This is a genomic window from Streptomyces corchorusii (genome assembly GCF_001514055.1).
GTDB lineage: Bacteria > Actinomycetota > Actinomycetes > Streptomycetales > Streptomycetaceae > Streptomyces > Streptomyces olivaceoviridis.
This window is the reverse complement of sequence record NZ_KQ948368.1, coordinates 25,136-38,034: the sequence shown is the minus strand read 5'-3', so window position 1 is coordinate 38,034 and position 12,899 is coordinate 25,136. Positions and strand designations below refer to the sequence as shown.

14 protein-coding genes and 3 pseudogenes are annotated in these 12,899 nt (G+C 68.3%); 11 read left to right on the top strand and 6 right to left on the bottom strand.

Features of this window, described 5'->3' with window-relative positions:
* Positions 1 to 79: 79 nt before the first annotated feature.
* The 3 genes and pseudogenes from AQJ11_RS52230 to AQJ11_RS47150 form a co-directional block, all read left to right on the top strand.
* The gene (locus tag AQJ11_RS52230) at positions 80 to 208 is read left to right on the top strand and encodes a hypothetical protein (protein WP_279616969.1); all 129 of its coding nucleotides are present in this window, start codon (positions 80 to 82) and stop codon (positions 206 to 208) included.
* Between the two features lie 200 nt (positions 209 to 408).
* Positions 409 to 1,629, top strand: a pseudogene (locus AQJ11_RS35745) (relaxase domain-containing protein).
* Positions 1,626 to 1,958: pseudogene (locus AQJ11_RS47150) on the top strand (leucine zipper domain-containing protein); the annotation flags it as partial. The pseudogenes AQJ11_RS35745 and AQJ11_RS47150, both read left to right, overlap by 4 nt.
* 57 nt (positions 1,959 to 2,015) lie before the next feature.
* Here AQJ11_RS47150 and AQJ11_RS35740 read toward each other — a convergent pair.
* The 4 genes from AQJ11_RS35740 to AQJ11_RS35725 all read right to left on the bottom strand — a co-directional run bounded on the left by AQJ11_RS35740 (position 2,016) and on the right by AQJ11_RS35725 (position 4,567).
* The gene (locus AQJ11_RS35740) at positions 2,016 to 2,291 is read right to left on the bottom strand and encodes a DUF6510 family protein (RefSeq protein ID WP_059266044.1); all 276 of its coding nucleotides are present in this window, start codon (positions 2,289 to 2,291) and stop codon (positions 2,016 to 2,018) included.
* A 37-nt stretch (positions 2,292 to 2,328) separates the two neighbouring features.
* Positions 2,329 to 3,027: a ferredoxin reductase gene (locus tag AQJ11_RS35735; protein ID WP_079082555.1), complete on the bottom strand. Its 699-nt coding sequence runs from the start codon at positions 3,025 to 3,027 to the stop codon at positions 2,329 to 2,331.
* Complete coding sequence (locus AQJ11_RS35730) at positions 3,024 to 3,626, bottom strand: sulfite oxidase-like oxidoreductase (RefSeq protein ID WP_059266042.1); 603 nt, start codon at positions 3,624 to 3,626, stop codon at positions 3,024 to 3,026. The genes AQJ11_RS35735 and AQJ11_RS35730 overlap by 4 nt, the downstream gene beginning before the upstream one ends.
* Positions 3,627 to 3,841: 215 nt before the next feature.
* A complete protein-coding gene (locus AQJ11_RS35725; RefSeq protein WP_041664824.1) occupies positions 3,842 to 4,567 on the bottom strand; it encodes an alpha/beta fold hydrolase in 726 nt (241 codons plus the stop codon).
* A 626-nt stretch (positions 4,568 to 5,193) separates the two neighbouring features.
* Here AQJ11_RS35725 and AQJ11_RS35720 point away from each other — a divergent pair.
* Together AQJ11_RS35720 and AQJ11_RS50520 are read left to right on the top strand one after the other, a co-directional pair.
* Positions 5,194 to 5,382 carry a hypothetical protein gene (locus AQJ11_RS35720; protein ID WP_059266041.1) on the top strand — a complete coding sequence of 63 codons (189 nt, stop codon included), beginning with the start codon at positions 5,194 to 5,196 and terminating at the stop codon, positions 5,380 to 5,382.
* Between the two features lie 83 nt (positions 5,383 to 5,465).
* Complete coding sequence (locus tag AQJ11_RS50520; RefSeq protein ID WP_063807723.1) at positions 5,466 to 5,675, top strand: hypothetical protein; 210 nt, start codon at positions 5,466 to 5,468, stop codon at positions 5,673 to 5,675.
* 925 nt (positions 5,676 to 6,600) lie between these two features.
* Here the strand turns inward: AQJ11_RS50520 and AQJ11_RS35710 are convergent.
* Entirely contained in the window at positions 6,601 to 7,092 is a 492-nt protein-coding gene (locus AQJ11_RS35710; protein ID WP_208616702.1) for a nucleotidyltransferase domain-containing protein, read from the bottom strand.
* Positions 7,093 to 7,851: 759 nt separating this feature from the next.
* Here AQJ11_RS35710 and AQJ11_RS35700 point away from each other — a divergent pair.
* The 4 genes from AQJ11_RS35700 to AQJ11_RS35685 all read left to right on the top strand — a co-directional run bounded on the left by AQJ11_RS35700 (position 7,852) and on the right by AQJ11_RS35685 (position 10,424).
* A complete protein-coding gene (locus AQJ11_RS35700) occupies positions 7,852 to 8,607 on the top strand; it encodes a hypothetical protein (RefSeq protein ID WP_059266038.1) in 756 nt (251 codons plus the stop codon).
* Between the two features lie 187 nt (positions 8,608 to 8,794).
* Entirely contained in the window at positions 8,795 to 9,151 is a 357-nt protein-coding gene (locus tag AQJ11_RS35695) for a hypothetical protein (RefSeq protein WP_159061740.1), read from the top strand.
* Positions 9,148 to 9,714 (top strand): hypothetical protein, encoded by a 567-nt coding sequence (locus AQJ11_RS51675; protein ID WP_244218524.1) that lies wholly within the window; start codon positions 9,148 to 9,150, stop codon positions 9,712 to 9,714. The genes AQJ11_RS35695 and AQJ11_RS51675 overlap by 4 nt, the downstream gene beginning before the upstream one ends.
* Before the next feature lie 260 nt (positions 9,715 to 9,974).
* A complete protein-coding gene (locus AQJ11_RS35685; protein ID WP_059266036.1) occupies positions 9,975 to 10,424 on the top strand; it encodes a hypothetical protein in 450 nt (149 codons plus the stop codon).
* A gap of 30 nt (positions 10,425 to 10,454) precedes the next feature.
* Here the strand turns inward: AQJ11_RS35685 and AQJ11_RS35680 are convergent, their stop codons facing one another.
* Positions 10,455 to 11,384: a LysR family transcriptional regulator gene (locus tag AQJ11_RS35680; protein WP_059266035.1), complete on the bottom strand. Its 930-nt coding sequence runs from the start codon at positions 11,382 to 11,384 to the stop codon at positions 10,455 to 10,457.
* Positions 11,385 to 11,497: 113 nt separating this feature from the next.
* Between AQJ11_RS35680 and AQJ11_RS35675 the strand changes: the two genes are divergently transcribed.
* On the top strand, positions 11,498 to 12,025 hold the full coding sequence (locus AQJ11_RS35675; RefSeq protein WP_059266135.1) for a DapH/DapD/GlmU-related protein: 528 nt from the start codon (positions 11,498 to 11,500) through the stop codon (positions 12,023 to 12,025).
* A gap of 93 nt (positions 12,026 to 12,118) precedes the next feature.
* Positions 12,119 to 12,877, top strand: a pseudogene (locus AQJ11_RS47130) (IS5 family transposase); the annotation flags it as partial.
* Between the last annotated feature and the right edge of the window lie 22 nt (positions 12,878 to 12,899).

The following is a 12,899-nucleotide window of genomic DNA, read 5'->3' as shown; positions in this document are numbered from 1 at the left end:
TCACCCATACCGCAGGGGAGACTCTCGGTGGGGAAACCGGGCGGTGTGGATGCGGGAGCCGGTCGGGTCGCCTGGCGATGTGGTCCCTGTCATCTACGACCCGGAAAAGCTGTCGCGAGCGAAGACCGGAGCCCGCAAGGACATCGATTACCGCGACGAGCGGCTGATGGTTGCGGCGGGCTGGCGCTGTTCGTCGCCGGCATGGTGATGGTAGCCATGATCCGCCCGCTGATCTGAGCCATGCGGGCGGCCTGTAGGCCCTGGTGCCAGGAGGTCACCGAGGCGCAATTGCGGAACCTGTTCGGTGTGCGGGGTCGGCACCCGTACGCGGTCCGAGTCGAGGCCGACCTGCTCGCCAAGGGCGAGTCTCCGAAGAAGGCGTTCTAGGCCGGCGCCCTGCGTCGCCGGGTGACGGTCACGGGCGTCGGCGTCGTCTTCCGGCCGCAGCCGACGATCTACCTGCTCTTGGCACTGGGGGACGAGGAGACCCGGTGGGTGATCGAGGTCGCGCACGAGCGCGTGATCGAGCGGGTGCTGGAGTGGATCGAGGACGAGGTGGCGGCGGTCCGGTGCGGCAAGGACGGCAGCTACCGGGTGGGGTCGCCCGGCGGTCTGGTCGTCGCCGGCTTCCGCCACTATGAGGCGCGTTCCGAGCGGACCCTCGCTCCATGAGCGTCTGCTGCTGTCCGTGAAGGGGCGGTGCATGCACGGGAAGTGGGGCTCGACCACGCCACGGCCCTGCACGAGAACACCGTGGCCGCCTCCGCGCTCTACAACGAGCTCGTGGCCGCTGAGGTCTGCGAGGCGCTGGGACTGGCGACCGAGCCGCGCACCGTCACCCCCGGGCGTCGGCCCGTGATGGAGATTGCCGGGGTGCCGCACGAGCTGATCCGCTGGACCTCCCGGCGCAGCGACCAGATCACCGCCTGCCTGGCCGAGCTGGACGACGAGCACGTCACCGCCGTCGACGACGACGGCGAGCCGAAGTTCCTGCTTGTCATCTCCGAGCAGGCCCGCGCCACGCTGAGCCAGATCGCCGCCCGCAAGATCCGCCCGCCCAAGCGGAAGACCCAGCCGCTCGCCCAGCTACGCGCGTGGTGGAAGGCGAGCGCGATCCTCACCTCCTGGGCGGCCGTCGGCGTCATCAACTCTTTCCACGAGCACGCCCGCGCCGCGGCAGCCGCGATCCGGGCCCGGGTCACAGCCGTGGCCGACGTCGCCCTGGCGGCCGTCGACGTCACCGCGACCGTGTTCGTGATGAACGACGGCGGCCGCTTCCACCGCCGGCACCTGCTCGCCGAAGCCCGCCGCCACCTCGCCCTCGTCCTGCGCGGCCGCCGCCGCGACCCCGGCCTGGACGACCAGATCGTGGCCACCGCCATCACCACGCACTGCCTGGACATCAGCGAACCGAAGACCGCACGCGGTCTGGAGCCCGGCTACCGTCTCTACACCGCCCGCTGGGCACTGTCCGACCTCCCGGCCCGCCGCCCACCCACCCCCGCGCCCGACCCGGACCGGCAACCCCCGGCCGATCCCGGCGCGCCGGCTGCGCCCCGGCACCGCCTCCCGCTGAACTACGAGCGAGCCGCCCTCGCCGGTTCGTCTCCCACCGTAATGCCCGGCTGACCGTTCACGGCAGGCGACTGTTGGTCGAGCGTGATCCTTCCGGCTGCCCCGTCGCGCATGTCGCTGCCGAGATGGGTATCTCGCGGGCCACGGCCCACAAGTGGCTGCGCCGCCGGCGAGCAGAGGGCGCGGTCGGCCTGCACGGCCGGTCCAGCCGGTCCCACAGGACGCCGCACCGCACGACGGCAGCGGTCGCGGGCCGTATTTGCCGCGTGCGGCAGGAGCGCAAGCTCGGGCCGGCCCGCATCGGTCCGATCCTGGGCTTGCCCGCCTCGATGGTGCACCGGGTCCTGGCCCGGCACGGTTTCAGCCGCCTGGCCTACAGCGAAGTCCTCAGCGATGACCTGGACAGGGCCTGCTCAAGCCATGGGTTGTGCGGGCCGGGGTCACGGCAGGGTGAAGCGAAAGGAGCCGCCGCTGTCTCCGAGCTGGAGCCACAGGTGCTCGGGCTGTCGTACCAGCCGCAGGGCGATTGCGGAGCATCCCGGGCAGCGGGCGGTCAGCCCCGGCTGGGGTCCGTAGACGTGGAGTTGGGCCACTGTGTACGGCATACGACAGGTGGGGCAGAGCCGCCAAGCCGTGGTGGGGTCGATGGCGAAGATCTCCGACAGCGGTCCGGCCAGGGCGTTGCCATCGAGGTGACGAGGGGAGGACTGGTGCACGAGGACTCCTAGACATCGGGACCGGGCGGCGAGGGGCTCACCCGAAGCGTTCCGTTCGGATGTGGTCGGCCGGATACCCCGCGGTGATGAGCAGGTCGGCGACATGTTCGACGAAGCCGGTCGGACCGCAGACGTAGCAGCGGGTCTGCTCAGTAGGGAGCAGGCCGTCCAGATCTTGAGGGGTGATGCGTCCGGCGGGGCGGTCTTCGCCCTTCGGTGCGCGCCGGGTGTACACATAGCGCGTTCGGACGGTCTTGTCGCGGTCGAGTTCCGCCCGGTACCAGACCTGTTCGGGATCGCGTACGGAGTAGACCAGGGTAAAGGCGGTGTCCGTCTGTGCCGACTGTCGCTGTCTGAGCATCGCCATGAGGGGGACGATGCCGGATCCCCCGGCGATCAGCAGTACGGGTTCGCGGCTTTCGGGCCGCCACACGAACCAGCCGCCCAGCGGCCCCTTGACCTCGACCTGCGCACCAAGAGGCAGAGCGTCCGCGAGATAGGGCGACACTTCGCCCCGTGGTACCGCCTCCACGCCCAGTTCGATGGTGCCGTCGCGCGCGGGGCCGGCGAGTGAGTAACTGCGGACCGCCTGGTATCCGTCGTCAGCGGTGAGCCGCACATCAACATGCTGCCCTGCTAGGTGTCCGGGCCAGCGCGGCACCGCGAACGTGAGCGAGCGGCCGGTCGCCGTCAGGTCCGTACGGCGTACAAGACGGGCCGACTGCCAGCCGCTCACTGATCACCCCAGTGACGCTGCTCGCGCCAGGGGTCGCCGTAGTTGTGGTAGCCCGCCGTCTCCCAGAATCCCGGTTCGTCCTCCAACGTCAGCCGCAGCGTCCTGACCCACTTGGCCGACTTCCAAAAGTACAGGTGCGGAACCACCAGACGGGCGGGTCCGCCGTGTTCGGGTGACAGGGGCGAGCCGTCGTAGGTGTGCGCGAGCCACGCCTTGCCGTCGATGATGTCCTCCAACGGCAGGTTCGTGGTGTAGCCGTCGTACGACTCCGCGACCACGAAGTCCGCGGCGGTCTCCACCTCGTCGAGGAACACGTCCAGGGAGACGCCGCGCCAGGTCGTGTCGAACTTCGACCACCGGGTGACGCAGTGGATGTCGGCGGTGGGCTCGTCCTGCGGCAGGGCCATCATGTCTGCCCAGGTCCACACACGGCTCTGCCCGTCCTCACTGGTGACAGTGAACGACCACGTCTCGGTCGGCACGTGGGGTGAGGGGCCGACGGACAGTACGGGGAACGATTCTGTCGGATACTGCCCCGGAGGCAGCCGACCCTCGAATCGATGGGTGCGCCCCTGGAATCCAGGAGAGAAATTGCCCATGCCGTTCATTCTTTCTGTTCAGTTCGGATTGCGTCCGCCGCGCATCAACGTCGGCCGGTGCTCGGGAGATATAGGCCGTACACGAAATTGGTGCGCGTCATCTTGCAGGATGCCATCGGCGAGGGGCAGTGGTCGGTCGATCCACGACGCGAGCGGGTCCGTGTTTCCTGAGCCGCGTACCAGCACTCCTCCCATAGCGCGCGGACTGCCCCGGTCTACTTGGCGGTGGCCTCGATGGCCTCTTCGATCAGGGCCACGACGCGCTGGGGGTGGGCGAGCATGACGAGGTGGGAGGAGTCGACCTCGATGGTCGTCATGCCGGCTCGCTGGTAGCCGAAGCGCTCGACATCGGGGTTGATGGTGTGGTCCGAAGAAGAGACCAGTCCCCAGGACGGCTTGGTCTTCCACGCCGCGGCCGGAGCGGCGTCCGCGAAGGCCTGCGCGGCCAGCGGACGCTGGGACACAGCCAGAACGGCCGCCAAGTCGGGGTCGACATCGGCGGCGAAGATGGCCGGGAACTTGTCGATCTCCACCGACACGTCGGTGCCCGGCGTGTCCGAACCCTCGATCGGGAAAGGCGTATAGACAAGGGCCGCCGCCAGGTCGGAGTCAGGGAACTTCCCCTGCAGCTCACCCAGACTCTCACCCTCCTCCAAGGCGTAACCGGACAAGTACACCAGCGCCTTGACGTTCTCCTCCACACCGGCGACCGTGATGACGGCACCACCATAAGAATGGCCGACCAGGACCACCGGTCCCTCGATCTGACGAATCACCGAGGCGATATAGGCGGCGTCCCCGATCAGACTGCGGTTCGGCACAGCCGGAGCGACCACCTTCACATCACGCTTCAGCAGCTCGGGAATGACACTGGCGTAACTGGAAGCGTCGGCAAATGCTCCGTGAACCAGGACGACAGTCGGACTCTCGGAACGGGACATGACATCTCTTTCGTTCAGTGATTCAGGGCTGGTCGCGGGACTCGACCAGAAGAGTCCGACGCGCTGTGCCCATCAGCCGGCAACCAGTCGGCTTGTCGCCGACGTGGAATCGCAGGGAGTCGGAACACCCCGGGAAGTGTCATCGAAACCCAACACGAACGACACTAGACCGAGACCAAGGCCGGACTTGCCTGTGTGTGCACACACTCGACTCCGGGGGCGCCATGCCTGGGCTCCTGAGTCTGTCTCCAGGCTGCCGGGTAAGCATCACCAGATGGAAGAAGCACCCTGTCAGGTGGAAGCGAAGGGGTACTCGGCGCACTGCTTGCCTGTACCGACGACTGGCTGATCCGGACCTGACCGCCTGACCGGGCGGTTGTCGCCGCGTGCGAGATCGCTGGCGCATTCTTGTAGCCGACGGCGCTGGATCACCCGCCCGACCGTGATTCCTTCCGCCTCGAAGAGCTTGTGGAGCGACCGCACGGACATGTTGTGCGTCGCCGCGATGCGACCCGGTCCGAGCTCCGATTCGCCGAGGTGCCGGTCTGCGTAGGCGCAGAATCGTCCACCACCACGAGCACCCGCTGCGAGCGTTCGAGTTCGACGACACGCTGGAGGTCTGGACGGTGACCGCGCGGATCGACGCGGACATCCTGGCCGAGGGCATGGCCGCCCGCGGTGGCGTCGACCAGGACACCCTGGAGGCCGTACAGGACGTGACGGTCGGCCGTTTGTCCTTCGTCCGCGTGCGCATGTTCGCCCGACGACCCCTTCGAGGCCACGGACGCTCACACCGGGGACGTCTCCCGTATTGATGAGACGCTGTTGGACGTGGGCCGCAGCGAGTACGCCCCTGCTTCCGAGGAGGCGCTCGCCCCCGGTCAGTGACCTGCTGGTCATGGACCGGGTGATCCTCGTACCCGAATGGCGCAGGGGAGGCCGGGGCCCGGTGCTGGCAGGTACGGCCATCCGCCGCCTGTCGCAGGACTGCACCGCAGTAGCGTGCGAGTCGGCATCGGCCGACGGCCACGAGATGACCGACGAACAGCACCGCCAGGCGGCGGCGAAACTTGGCCAGTTGTGGTCCGCCATCGCTTCGAGCCCTTGAACACCAGCGAACAGGCGCCTTGCTCGACCCAGGGCGGAACGAGCAACGGGCTGGCGTTCCGCCCTGGGGCGGGCGCGCTGTCTGAGGCGCGCTGTTCGAGGCGCGCTGTTCGAGGCGCGCTGGCGGGTCTGCCTCCCGGGAATGCGTCGCGCTGGCCGAAGGAGGACTGGCCGAGGAGACGGAGCAGACCTGCGCCGGCGGCGTCACGGCCACCTCACGGCCTCCACGTCAGGCGAGGGCGTTGCGAAGGTAGGCGGGCAGTGCCTGGCAGACGGCCGGGTCCGCTCGCCTTCGCCGCCCCCCCGGCCGCACTCGTGTCGTGTCTGCCGGCAACGCCGTGCTCGCCGCCCTGTCCTGCCGTGCCCTGTCCTGCTGTGCCGCTGTCCGCGCGCCCGCGCCGGCTCTACTGAGGCCGCCGTCCGCCTGAGGCGCCCCGTCGTCCGCCTGCGGTGCCCCGTCGTCCCGCCGTGCCCGGGCAGCGCCGGGTTGGGCCTGCGTCCGCTGTTCCGTTCCCGGTCGTGCGCCGGCCGCACCCGCGTCGTCGGTCGTCCGTGCGCCCGCCTGTCGGCGCCGCGTCGGCCCTCCGCTCGTGCGCCGACCGCACCGCCATTCCCACGCGCGGCGTCGGGCCGCCCCCGCCCGTGTGGCGCCCGCCCCTGCGGTACCCACCGGGCGTTCGTCGCCCGTGCCGCGCCGCCGTTCGGCGGAGGTCGTGCCGCCGTGCTGCTGCGCCCCGTCCGTCCGCTGCCCGAGGATGGCGCCTCCGCCCTGTTCCACGTGATCAGCCAGCGGTATCTGAAGTCCGCGACGATCTCGACGACGAATGTCGGGATCGCTGAAGCGCATATGTTCCGGCGAACTTGTGCGAGGTGCTGCCGAAGCTGGATGGGCTCAATGCGGTGGGAGGGTGCCCATGGAGATCTGGTCAGAAGTGGGTGGCGATGCCGAATGCCTGCCGAAGTTGGGCCATGTCGTGACGGTCGCGATCAGCCGGTTCGTAGCCTTGGTGGAAGTAGACCTGCTGTTCCGGGGACAGGCATGGGACGGTGGTCGTCAGGATCGTGCCGGTGACGAAGCACGAGGGGGGATAGAAGAACGGGTGCTCAGGCTCTGTGGACGCCTGCAGGGCGGATCCGTCCTCAGCGAAGATCAGAGGATGTAGATCGATCTCCCGGCGACGGGGATCGGTGAGGACGAAACGCACGGGGCGCCAGTCGAGGGTCTCGGTGAATCCGGCATCCGCGAGAGTCGACACGACAGCCGGTTCCTGGCTCTTGCGGTGCATCAGGTCCAGGTCGCGGTGCTGGCGGGTTTGCTGACCGACCAGGGCATCGATGCCCCAGCCACCGCCGATCCAGAAGTCGACGTCCGCATTCCGCAGCACGGCAAGGATGGACAGTACGTCGTCGGCCGTCATCACCCGCGCAGGCTAGCGTTGATCATCGGGGTGGGCGAGTGGATTTGCCGTCGTGCGGGAGACCGGTTCCGCTTTCCGGTCGACGTGGTCGGCGAGACAGATCAGGGTGGCCTGCGGGACGGGGTGGGGGCGCTTGCCGAACTGGACGTTTGGGCCGCCGCGTCGATGTCGGTGATCTGCAAAGTCCGGACCTCGGTGCTGGACGGCTGGCCGAGAGCCGACCGCGGGCCGGGCCGGGCCGCCGGCGCCGCCGCCACTCCATGCAGCAGAGCGAGCATGCCGAGCAGAGCCTCGTGGGGGTGAACGTGATCGTCGGTCGTCCATCGACGGTAGAGCTTGCGCTGCTGGCCGAGACTGGGGCGGTCCTGGGCCCGCATGCGGGGTGTCGAAGGCGGCTACGGCTGGCCTGAGGGGGGTGGGAACGGCACCGATGCGGCGCTTGCGCCGCCCGGCGCCGAGCCGTTCGGCCTGATTGGTGGGCAGGGCCAGGCCACGAGGCCACGCACAGCAACTGGCCAAGTGATGGACCACACCTCCTCCGGGATCGGTGCGGCTCTCCTGAAGTGAGCTTGTCGGTCGCATTACCAGGCCCCTGACGGCTTCAAAGCCGTACCCGCATGGCCAGGCAGAGCGATAGGGTCCAGATGTGCGTTGATCTTCCGGGCGGCTGCCACGTGCGGTCGCGGACGGTGCAGGGCGCCTCGTCACGGGGTCGCCCCGGCAGGCATACCCGTCATCGCCACACCGGAGCTCCACACCATGAGTGCTCAGCAGCCGCTCACCTACGACGCGTTCGTCGAACTCGCCGCCGCCGACCCAGCCGTCCTCGGTCTCGTCCTCAAAGGTTCCCAGGCCCACGACGGCATGATCACCCCGCACTCCGACCACGACCTGTACGTGGTCGTTGCCGATGACGCCACGACCGACCTGTCCCGGTTCGCGGGGCACCGCAGTGCCGAGCTCGACCTCGTCATCGTCACTCTCTCCGAGTTCCGCGGAACCGGGATCCCCGGCTGGGAACGCTATGCCCTCGCCCGTGCTCGGGTTGTTCTCGACCGGCTCGACGGAGGCATCGCCCGCGCCCTTGCCGATTGGGCCCGGTTGGATGCCGATGAGGCGTTCCGGGACGCCGGCCGATGGCTCGACGCCTACGCCAACTCTCTCTACCGCTCGGTCAAGAATCACCGGGACGGCCTGGCTCTGGCCGCCCGTCTCGACGCGGCCGACAGCATGCGGTTCCTGCTCGAATTGCTCTTCGCTCTTCACCGTCGCCCTCGCCCTTACAACAAGTATCTGAAGTGGGAGCTCGCCCGGTACCCGCTGCCGGGCTGGGACACCGACGTGCTGCTGCGTGCTGTGGACCGCATCTCGGCAGCAGGCGACGTAGCCCTGCAACGGCAGCTGTTCACCCTGGTCGAGAACGCAGCCCGAGAAGCCGGACACGGCGAGGTGCTGGATGCATGGGGCGACGACCTCGACCTCATGCGACCGCAAGAGGCAGGCGACACTGCCTGAGCTCTGCCCTCGTCTCCCGGCATCGGAGCCGCCCGGGAGGGCTCCGATGCCGGGCTGAGCCCGCGGCCCAGTGCACCGGATCAATCAGGGCACTGCGGCGCGGGGCGCGCCGATCCGGTCCCCACGGCTTCAGGCCACCATCCCGGCCCAGACGGGGAGGGCCAAACCACTCATGGAAAGGAAAGCCATGCTTGAACACTCCGACGATCGAGCAGTGAACGACTGGTGCATCGAACACCTGGGCTGTCCGGTTGCCGAGCGCACGTTCACGGCAGGGAACCTGTCCGTGGTCCACGGCCTGCGGCTGACGAACGGCCGCGAGGTGGTCCTGAAGATCCGCGACGAAGACCCGCGGCTCGGAGCCTGTACCTGGGTGCAACACCGGATGTGGCAGGCGGGCTACCCATGCCCGGAGTCACTGGCCGGTCCGTTACCGCTGGGCACGAAGGTCGCCAGCGCCGAGACTCCCCTGCCAGGGGGGGGGAAGGGACCGCGGCCGCCGGTGCTCCCCGACAGTTCGCCGGTCTTCTGGCCGACTTCGTGACCCGCGCAGAGGATCTGGATCCGCAGCCGCTGCTACGACCAGCTCCCGCTTGGGTCCACTGGTACCACAAGGAGGACGGCGTCTGGCCGGTCCCGGATGACCGCGACGTCGACCTCAATGCTGAACGGTGCTCTGCCACGGCGTGGCTCGACGAACTCGGCGCGGCCGTACGCGAGCGGTTGGAAGAGGTCCGCGACGCTGCCTGCGTGCTCGGACACGGAGACTGGGACGGCCGCAACGTGAAGTTTCGCGACGGCCGGCCGCTCGTGGTCCATGACTGGGACAGCGTGGTCGATGAGCCCGAGGTGGTGATCATCGGCCAGGCCGCCGCGATGTTCGAGGGCGGGCCCACTGGTGCAGGCGCCTCGGTCGAACGGACGGCGGCCTTCCTGGAGGAGTACCAAATGGCGCGCAGAGGGGTGCTGACCAGCAACGAACTGCAGTTGTGCTGGGCAGCGGGCCTGTGGGTGCGTACCTTCAACGCCAAGAAGTTCCATCTCGACACCTTCGATGCGCTGGGACGCGACGAAGCCGAGACGAGGATGAGGCACGCCGGGATCTGATGACGGTGGAGCTTCGAAGATCCCGACACCACGAGGGATCAGTTCACCTGAAGTGCACTGGATGCGTCCCTTACCTCGCAACTGACCAAGCCTGCCTATGTGACAACTATCGTGCTTCGGCTCATCACCGGCCGCCGCCCTCGGTGTCCGAGCCGGCTACCAGCACACGCCGGGGAATCCTGGAGCCGCTGCTCGTGGTGGCGGAGGAGGTACGGGATCAGCAGGGTCATCAAGGGCAGTTGACGAGGAGGAAGCACCGGATGATCCATGATCTCAACGGTCTGGCCCGCGCTGGTCGTGTGCTGAACGAGGCTCTCGCACTGCTGGAGAGCGACTGCAAGGGCCTGGAACAACAGTACGGACCGGCACCGAGCGGGGACGGCACCGCTGGCAGCCCCATGCAGACGCTGTACGGGACCGTAGCGCTGGCCTCGAACACCCGTGGCCACCTCAAGTGGGTCGCTCTGGCCGCGGGCTACACCTCGCTCGGTCTGCACGAACGGGCCGACCACGCGATGGAGATGGCATGCCTCAAGCCAGTGGAGGTTCCGTCCGCAACAAACCGGATGGCGCGCCCGCTCGGCGAAGCCACTGTGCGGGCGCTGGAGCTGCTCCGCGATCTCGACGACTGCTTCGACTGGGACATCAAGCTCGCGATCGACGCGGCACTCGCCGCTCCGCAGGCGACGTTTCCGCCGCCGCGCGACTAATAGGGCATGTCTGTTCATTTGGTCGCCTGTTCAGCGGTCTACCCAGTCCGGTGCCCACACGTCGTGCGTGGCTCGCGGGGCTGTGGTGCGCAGATGGTCGCGTAGTGCGGTCAGCACGGGGTGCTGGTCTCCGCTGCGGAACAGCAGCACGTGCGGGTAGACCGGGGTCGGGTCGTGCAACGGGATGCGCCGTAGGTCGTGGGTCTGGGGCCACAGGTACCGGTCCCCGTTGCCGACGAGGGTGGCCAGCGAGGCCGAGTCGGCCAGCGCGTCCATCAGGGCCTCGTCACCGAAGTTGGGGCCGAGCGCGTCGATGCTCAGACCGAAGGCCTCGGACAGCGCCTGGTAGAACGCCGCCCACTCCGTGCCTGGCCTGATCCCGGGGATCCAGATGCGGTGGCCGGCCAGGTCCGCAGGTCTGACCCAGGGTGCGTCAGCCAGTGGGTGGCCGGGTCCGACCAGGAGTTCCAGGGGCGCGTCCAGGAGTCGTTCGGTGCTGATCCCGGCCGGGACCTGGTCTGCCGGCAGGGCGCGGAAGGACGCGTCGATGGTCCCTTCGAGCACCGCCTGGGCGGCCTGGGCGGCGTTCTCCTTGCTCAGCGTGACCGCGTCCAGGTCCGTCTCGGGGTGGGAGCGGTAAAACCGGTAGACAGCCTGGGCCGGGGAGATGCGCCGATTGAGGACATCGACGCGCAAAGGACGGCTTCCGGGGCGCACGGATTGCTCGGCTTGCTCGATGGCCGCCAGGATCTTCTTGGCGTGCGGCAGGAAGACCTGCCCGTCCAGGCTCAGCCGGGAGCCTCGGGAGGTGCGCACCAGCAGCGTGACCTCGATGTGCTTCTCCAGGGCCGCGATGCGCTTGGAGACTGCCTGCTGGCTGATCCCCAGTTCGTCGGCCGCAGCCTGGAACTGGCCGGTCTCGGCGATGGCCACGAACGTCCGCAGCGCTTCAACATCCACGTCATCACCCTACTTCCACAACCGAAGGTTGTGTCTGGTGTGGTCCGGGTTGTTTGATCGAAAGTACTGCGCGGTGTTGGGATCAGCGCATGTCTACCCGCACAGAGCAGGTTATGTATGTCCAAACGCCGGAGTTCGCGCGTCATGCGGAGCGGATCGAGGAGGTCACCGATGCGACGTCTCGACTGAATATGCTTCCGTTCAGCGACAGCGAAGGTCGCGCGGATCTACTTTCCGTTGTGTTCGGTGGCCCGCTGCCGGAGTCGGTGGTGATCTACCCGCCGTTCTTCACCGAGCACGGGCTGAACACGACGTTCGGGGAGAACGTCTTCGTCAACCAGGGATGCACCTTCATGGACAGGGGAGGCATCCGTATCGGGAACGGCGTCATGATCGCTCCGAAGGTCAGCCTCATCACCGGAGGCCATCCATTGCCCTTGGCCGAGCGCCGCGAGTACCTCTCCTTCGCCCCGATCGTCATCGAGGACGACGTCTGGATCGGGACGGCTGCCGTGATCACGCAGGGGGTAACCATCGGTGCCGGTGCGGTGGTCGCTGCCGGTGCGGTGGTCACTCGTGATGTCCCTGCCGGCACCGTTGTCGCGGGAGTGCCCGCCCGGGTGATCAAGAAGGTCGACTGAGTCCGGCCGCGCTGCACCTCTGGGGTCTCATCCTGATGCCTTGTCACGCCAGGCTGACCGACCGCCAGCGGGACTGCATCCGACCCCTGCTGCCCCCAAAGCGCCGGTCGTCGTGGCGGGCCGTGGGCCGATCACCGCCGCATTGTGGAGGCGATCGTCTTTCGGTACCGCACCGGTATGGCTTGGCGGGACCTCCCAGCCGGGTTCGGTTTCTGGAAGACCGTGTGGGCCCGCCACCGCCGCTGGGCCGCCGACGACACCAGGGACCGCGTGCTCGGCGTCCTGCTCGCCCGCGCGGATGACGATGGAGGAAGTGCCGGGCCGCAGCCCGAGAGCAGGGCCTCGACGTCCACTGAGAGCCCGCCCGCACGCCATCGGCCGTTCCCGCGGCGGGCTGACCACGAAGATCCACCACACTGTGGACGGTCAGGGCCGACTGCTGGCCGTCGTCGTGATTGCCCGGGCAGGCACATTACGGCCAGTCCTTGCTGTTGCTGCTGGGCGACCTGCGAGTTCCCAGGATCGGAGCAGGCCGCCCGCGCATGACCCCGACCATGCTGCTCGGGGACAAGGCCTGCTCCTCCCATCCGACCCGAGCGGTGCTCAAGGCCAGCAGGGTCACCGCAGTTATTCCCGAACGGCGTGACCAGCAGGAGTACCGTCGTCGCCGCGGTTCAGCAGGGCGGGCGCCCGTCGAAGTTCGATCCGGTGGCCTACAAGGACCGCAACGTGGTCGAGCGTTCCTTCGCCCTGCTCAAGCAGTGGCGGGGCTTGGCCGCGAGGTTCGACAAACTCGCGATCGTCTACCGCTCGGCCGCGGCCCTTGCCCCGGCCGTCGCTGGCATCGAACTCTTCAAAAGCCTGACCTGCCCGA

What these genes read in the sequence shown, in the direction of transcription:
- AQJ11_RS35700 (WP_059266038.1), top strand. Translation starts at nt 7,852, where the DNA reads ATGAGTGCTCAGCAGCCGCTCACCTACGACGCGTTCGTCGAACTCGCC.
- AQJ11_RS35685 (WP_059266036.1), top strand. Translation starts at nt 9,975, where the DNA reads ATGATCCATGATCTCAACGGTCTGGCCCGCGCTGGTCGTGTGCTGAAC.
- AQJ11_RS35675 (WP_059266135.1), top strand. Translation starts at nt 11,498, where the DNA reads ATGTATGTCCAAACGCCGGAGTTCGCGCGTCATGCGGAGCGGATCGAG.
- AQJ11_RS35725 (WP_041664824.1), bottom strand. Translation starts at nt 4,567, where the DNA reads ATGTCCCGTTCCGAGAGTCCGACTGTCGTCCTGGTTCACGGAGCATTT.
- AQJ11_RS50520 (WP_063807723.1), top strand. Translation starts at nt 5,466, where the DNA reads ATGGACCGGGTGATCCTCGTACCCGAATGGCGCAGGGGAGGCCGGGGC.
- AQJ11_RS35695 (WP_159061740.1), top strand. Translation starts at nt 8,795, where the DNA reads ATGCTTGAACACTCCGACGATCGAGCAGTGAACGACTGGTGCATCGAA.
- AQJ11_RS35730 (WP_059266042.1), bottom strand. Translation starts at nt 3,626, where the DNA reads ATGGGCAATTTCTCTCCTGGATTCCAGGGGCGCACCCATCGATTCGAG.
- AQJ11_RS35710 (WP_208616702.1), bottom strand. Translation starts at nt 7,092, where the DNA reads ATGACGGCCGACGACGTACTGTCCATCCTTGCCGTGCTGCGGAATGCG.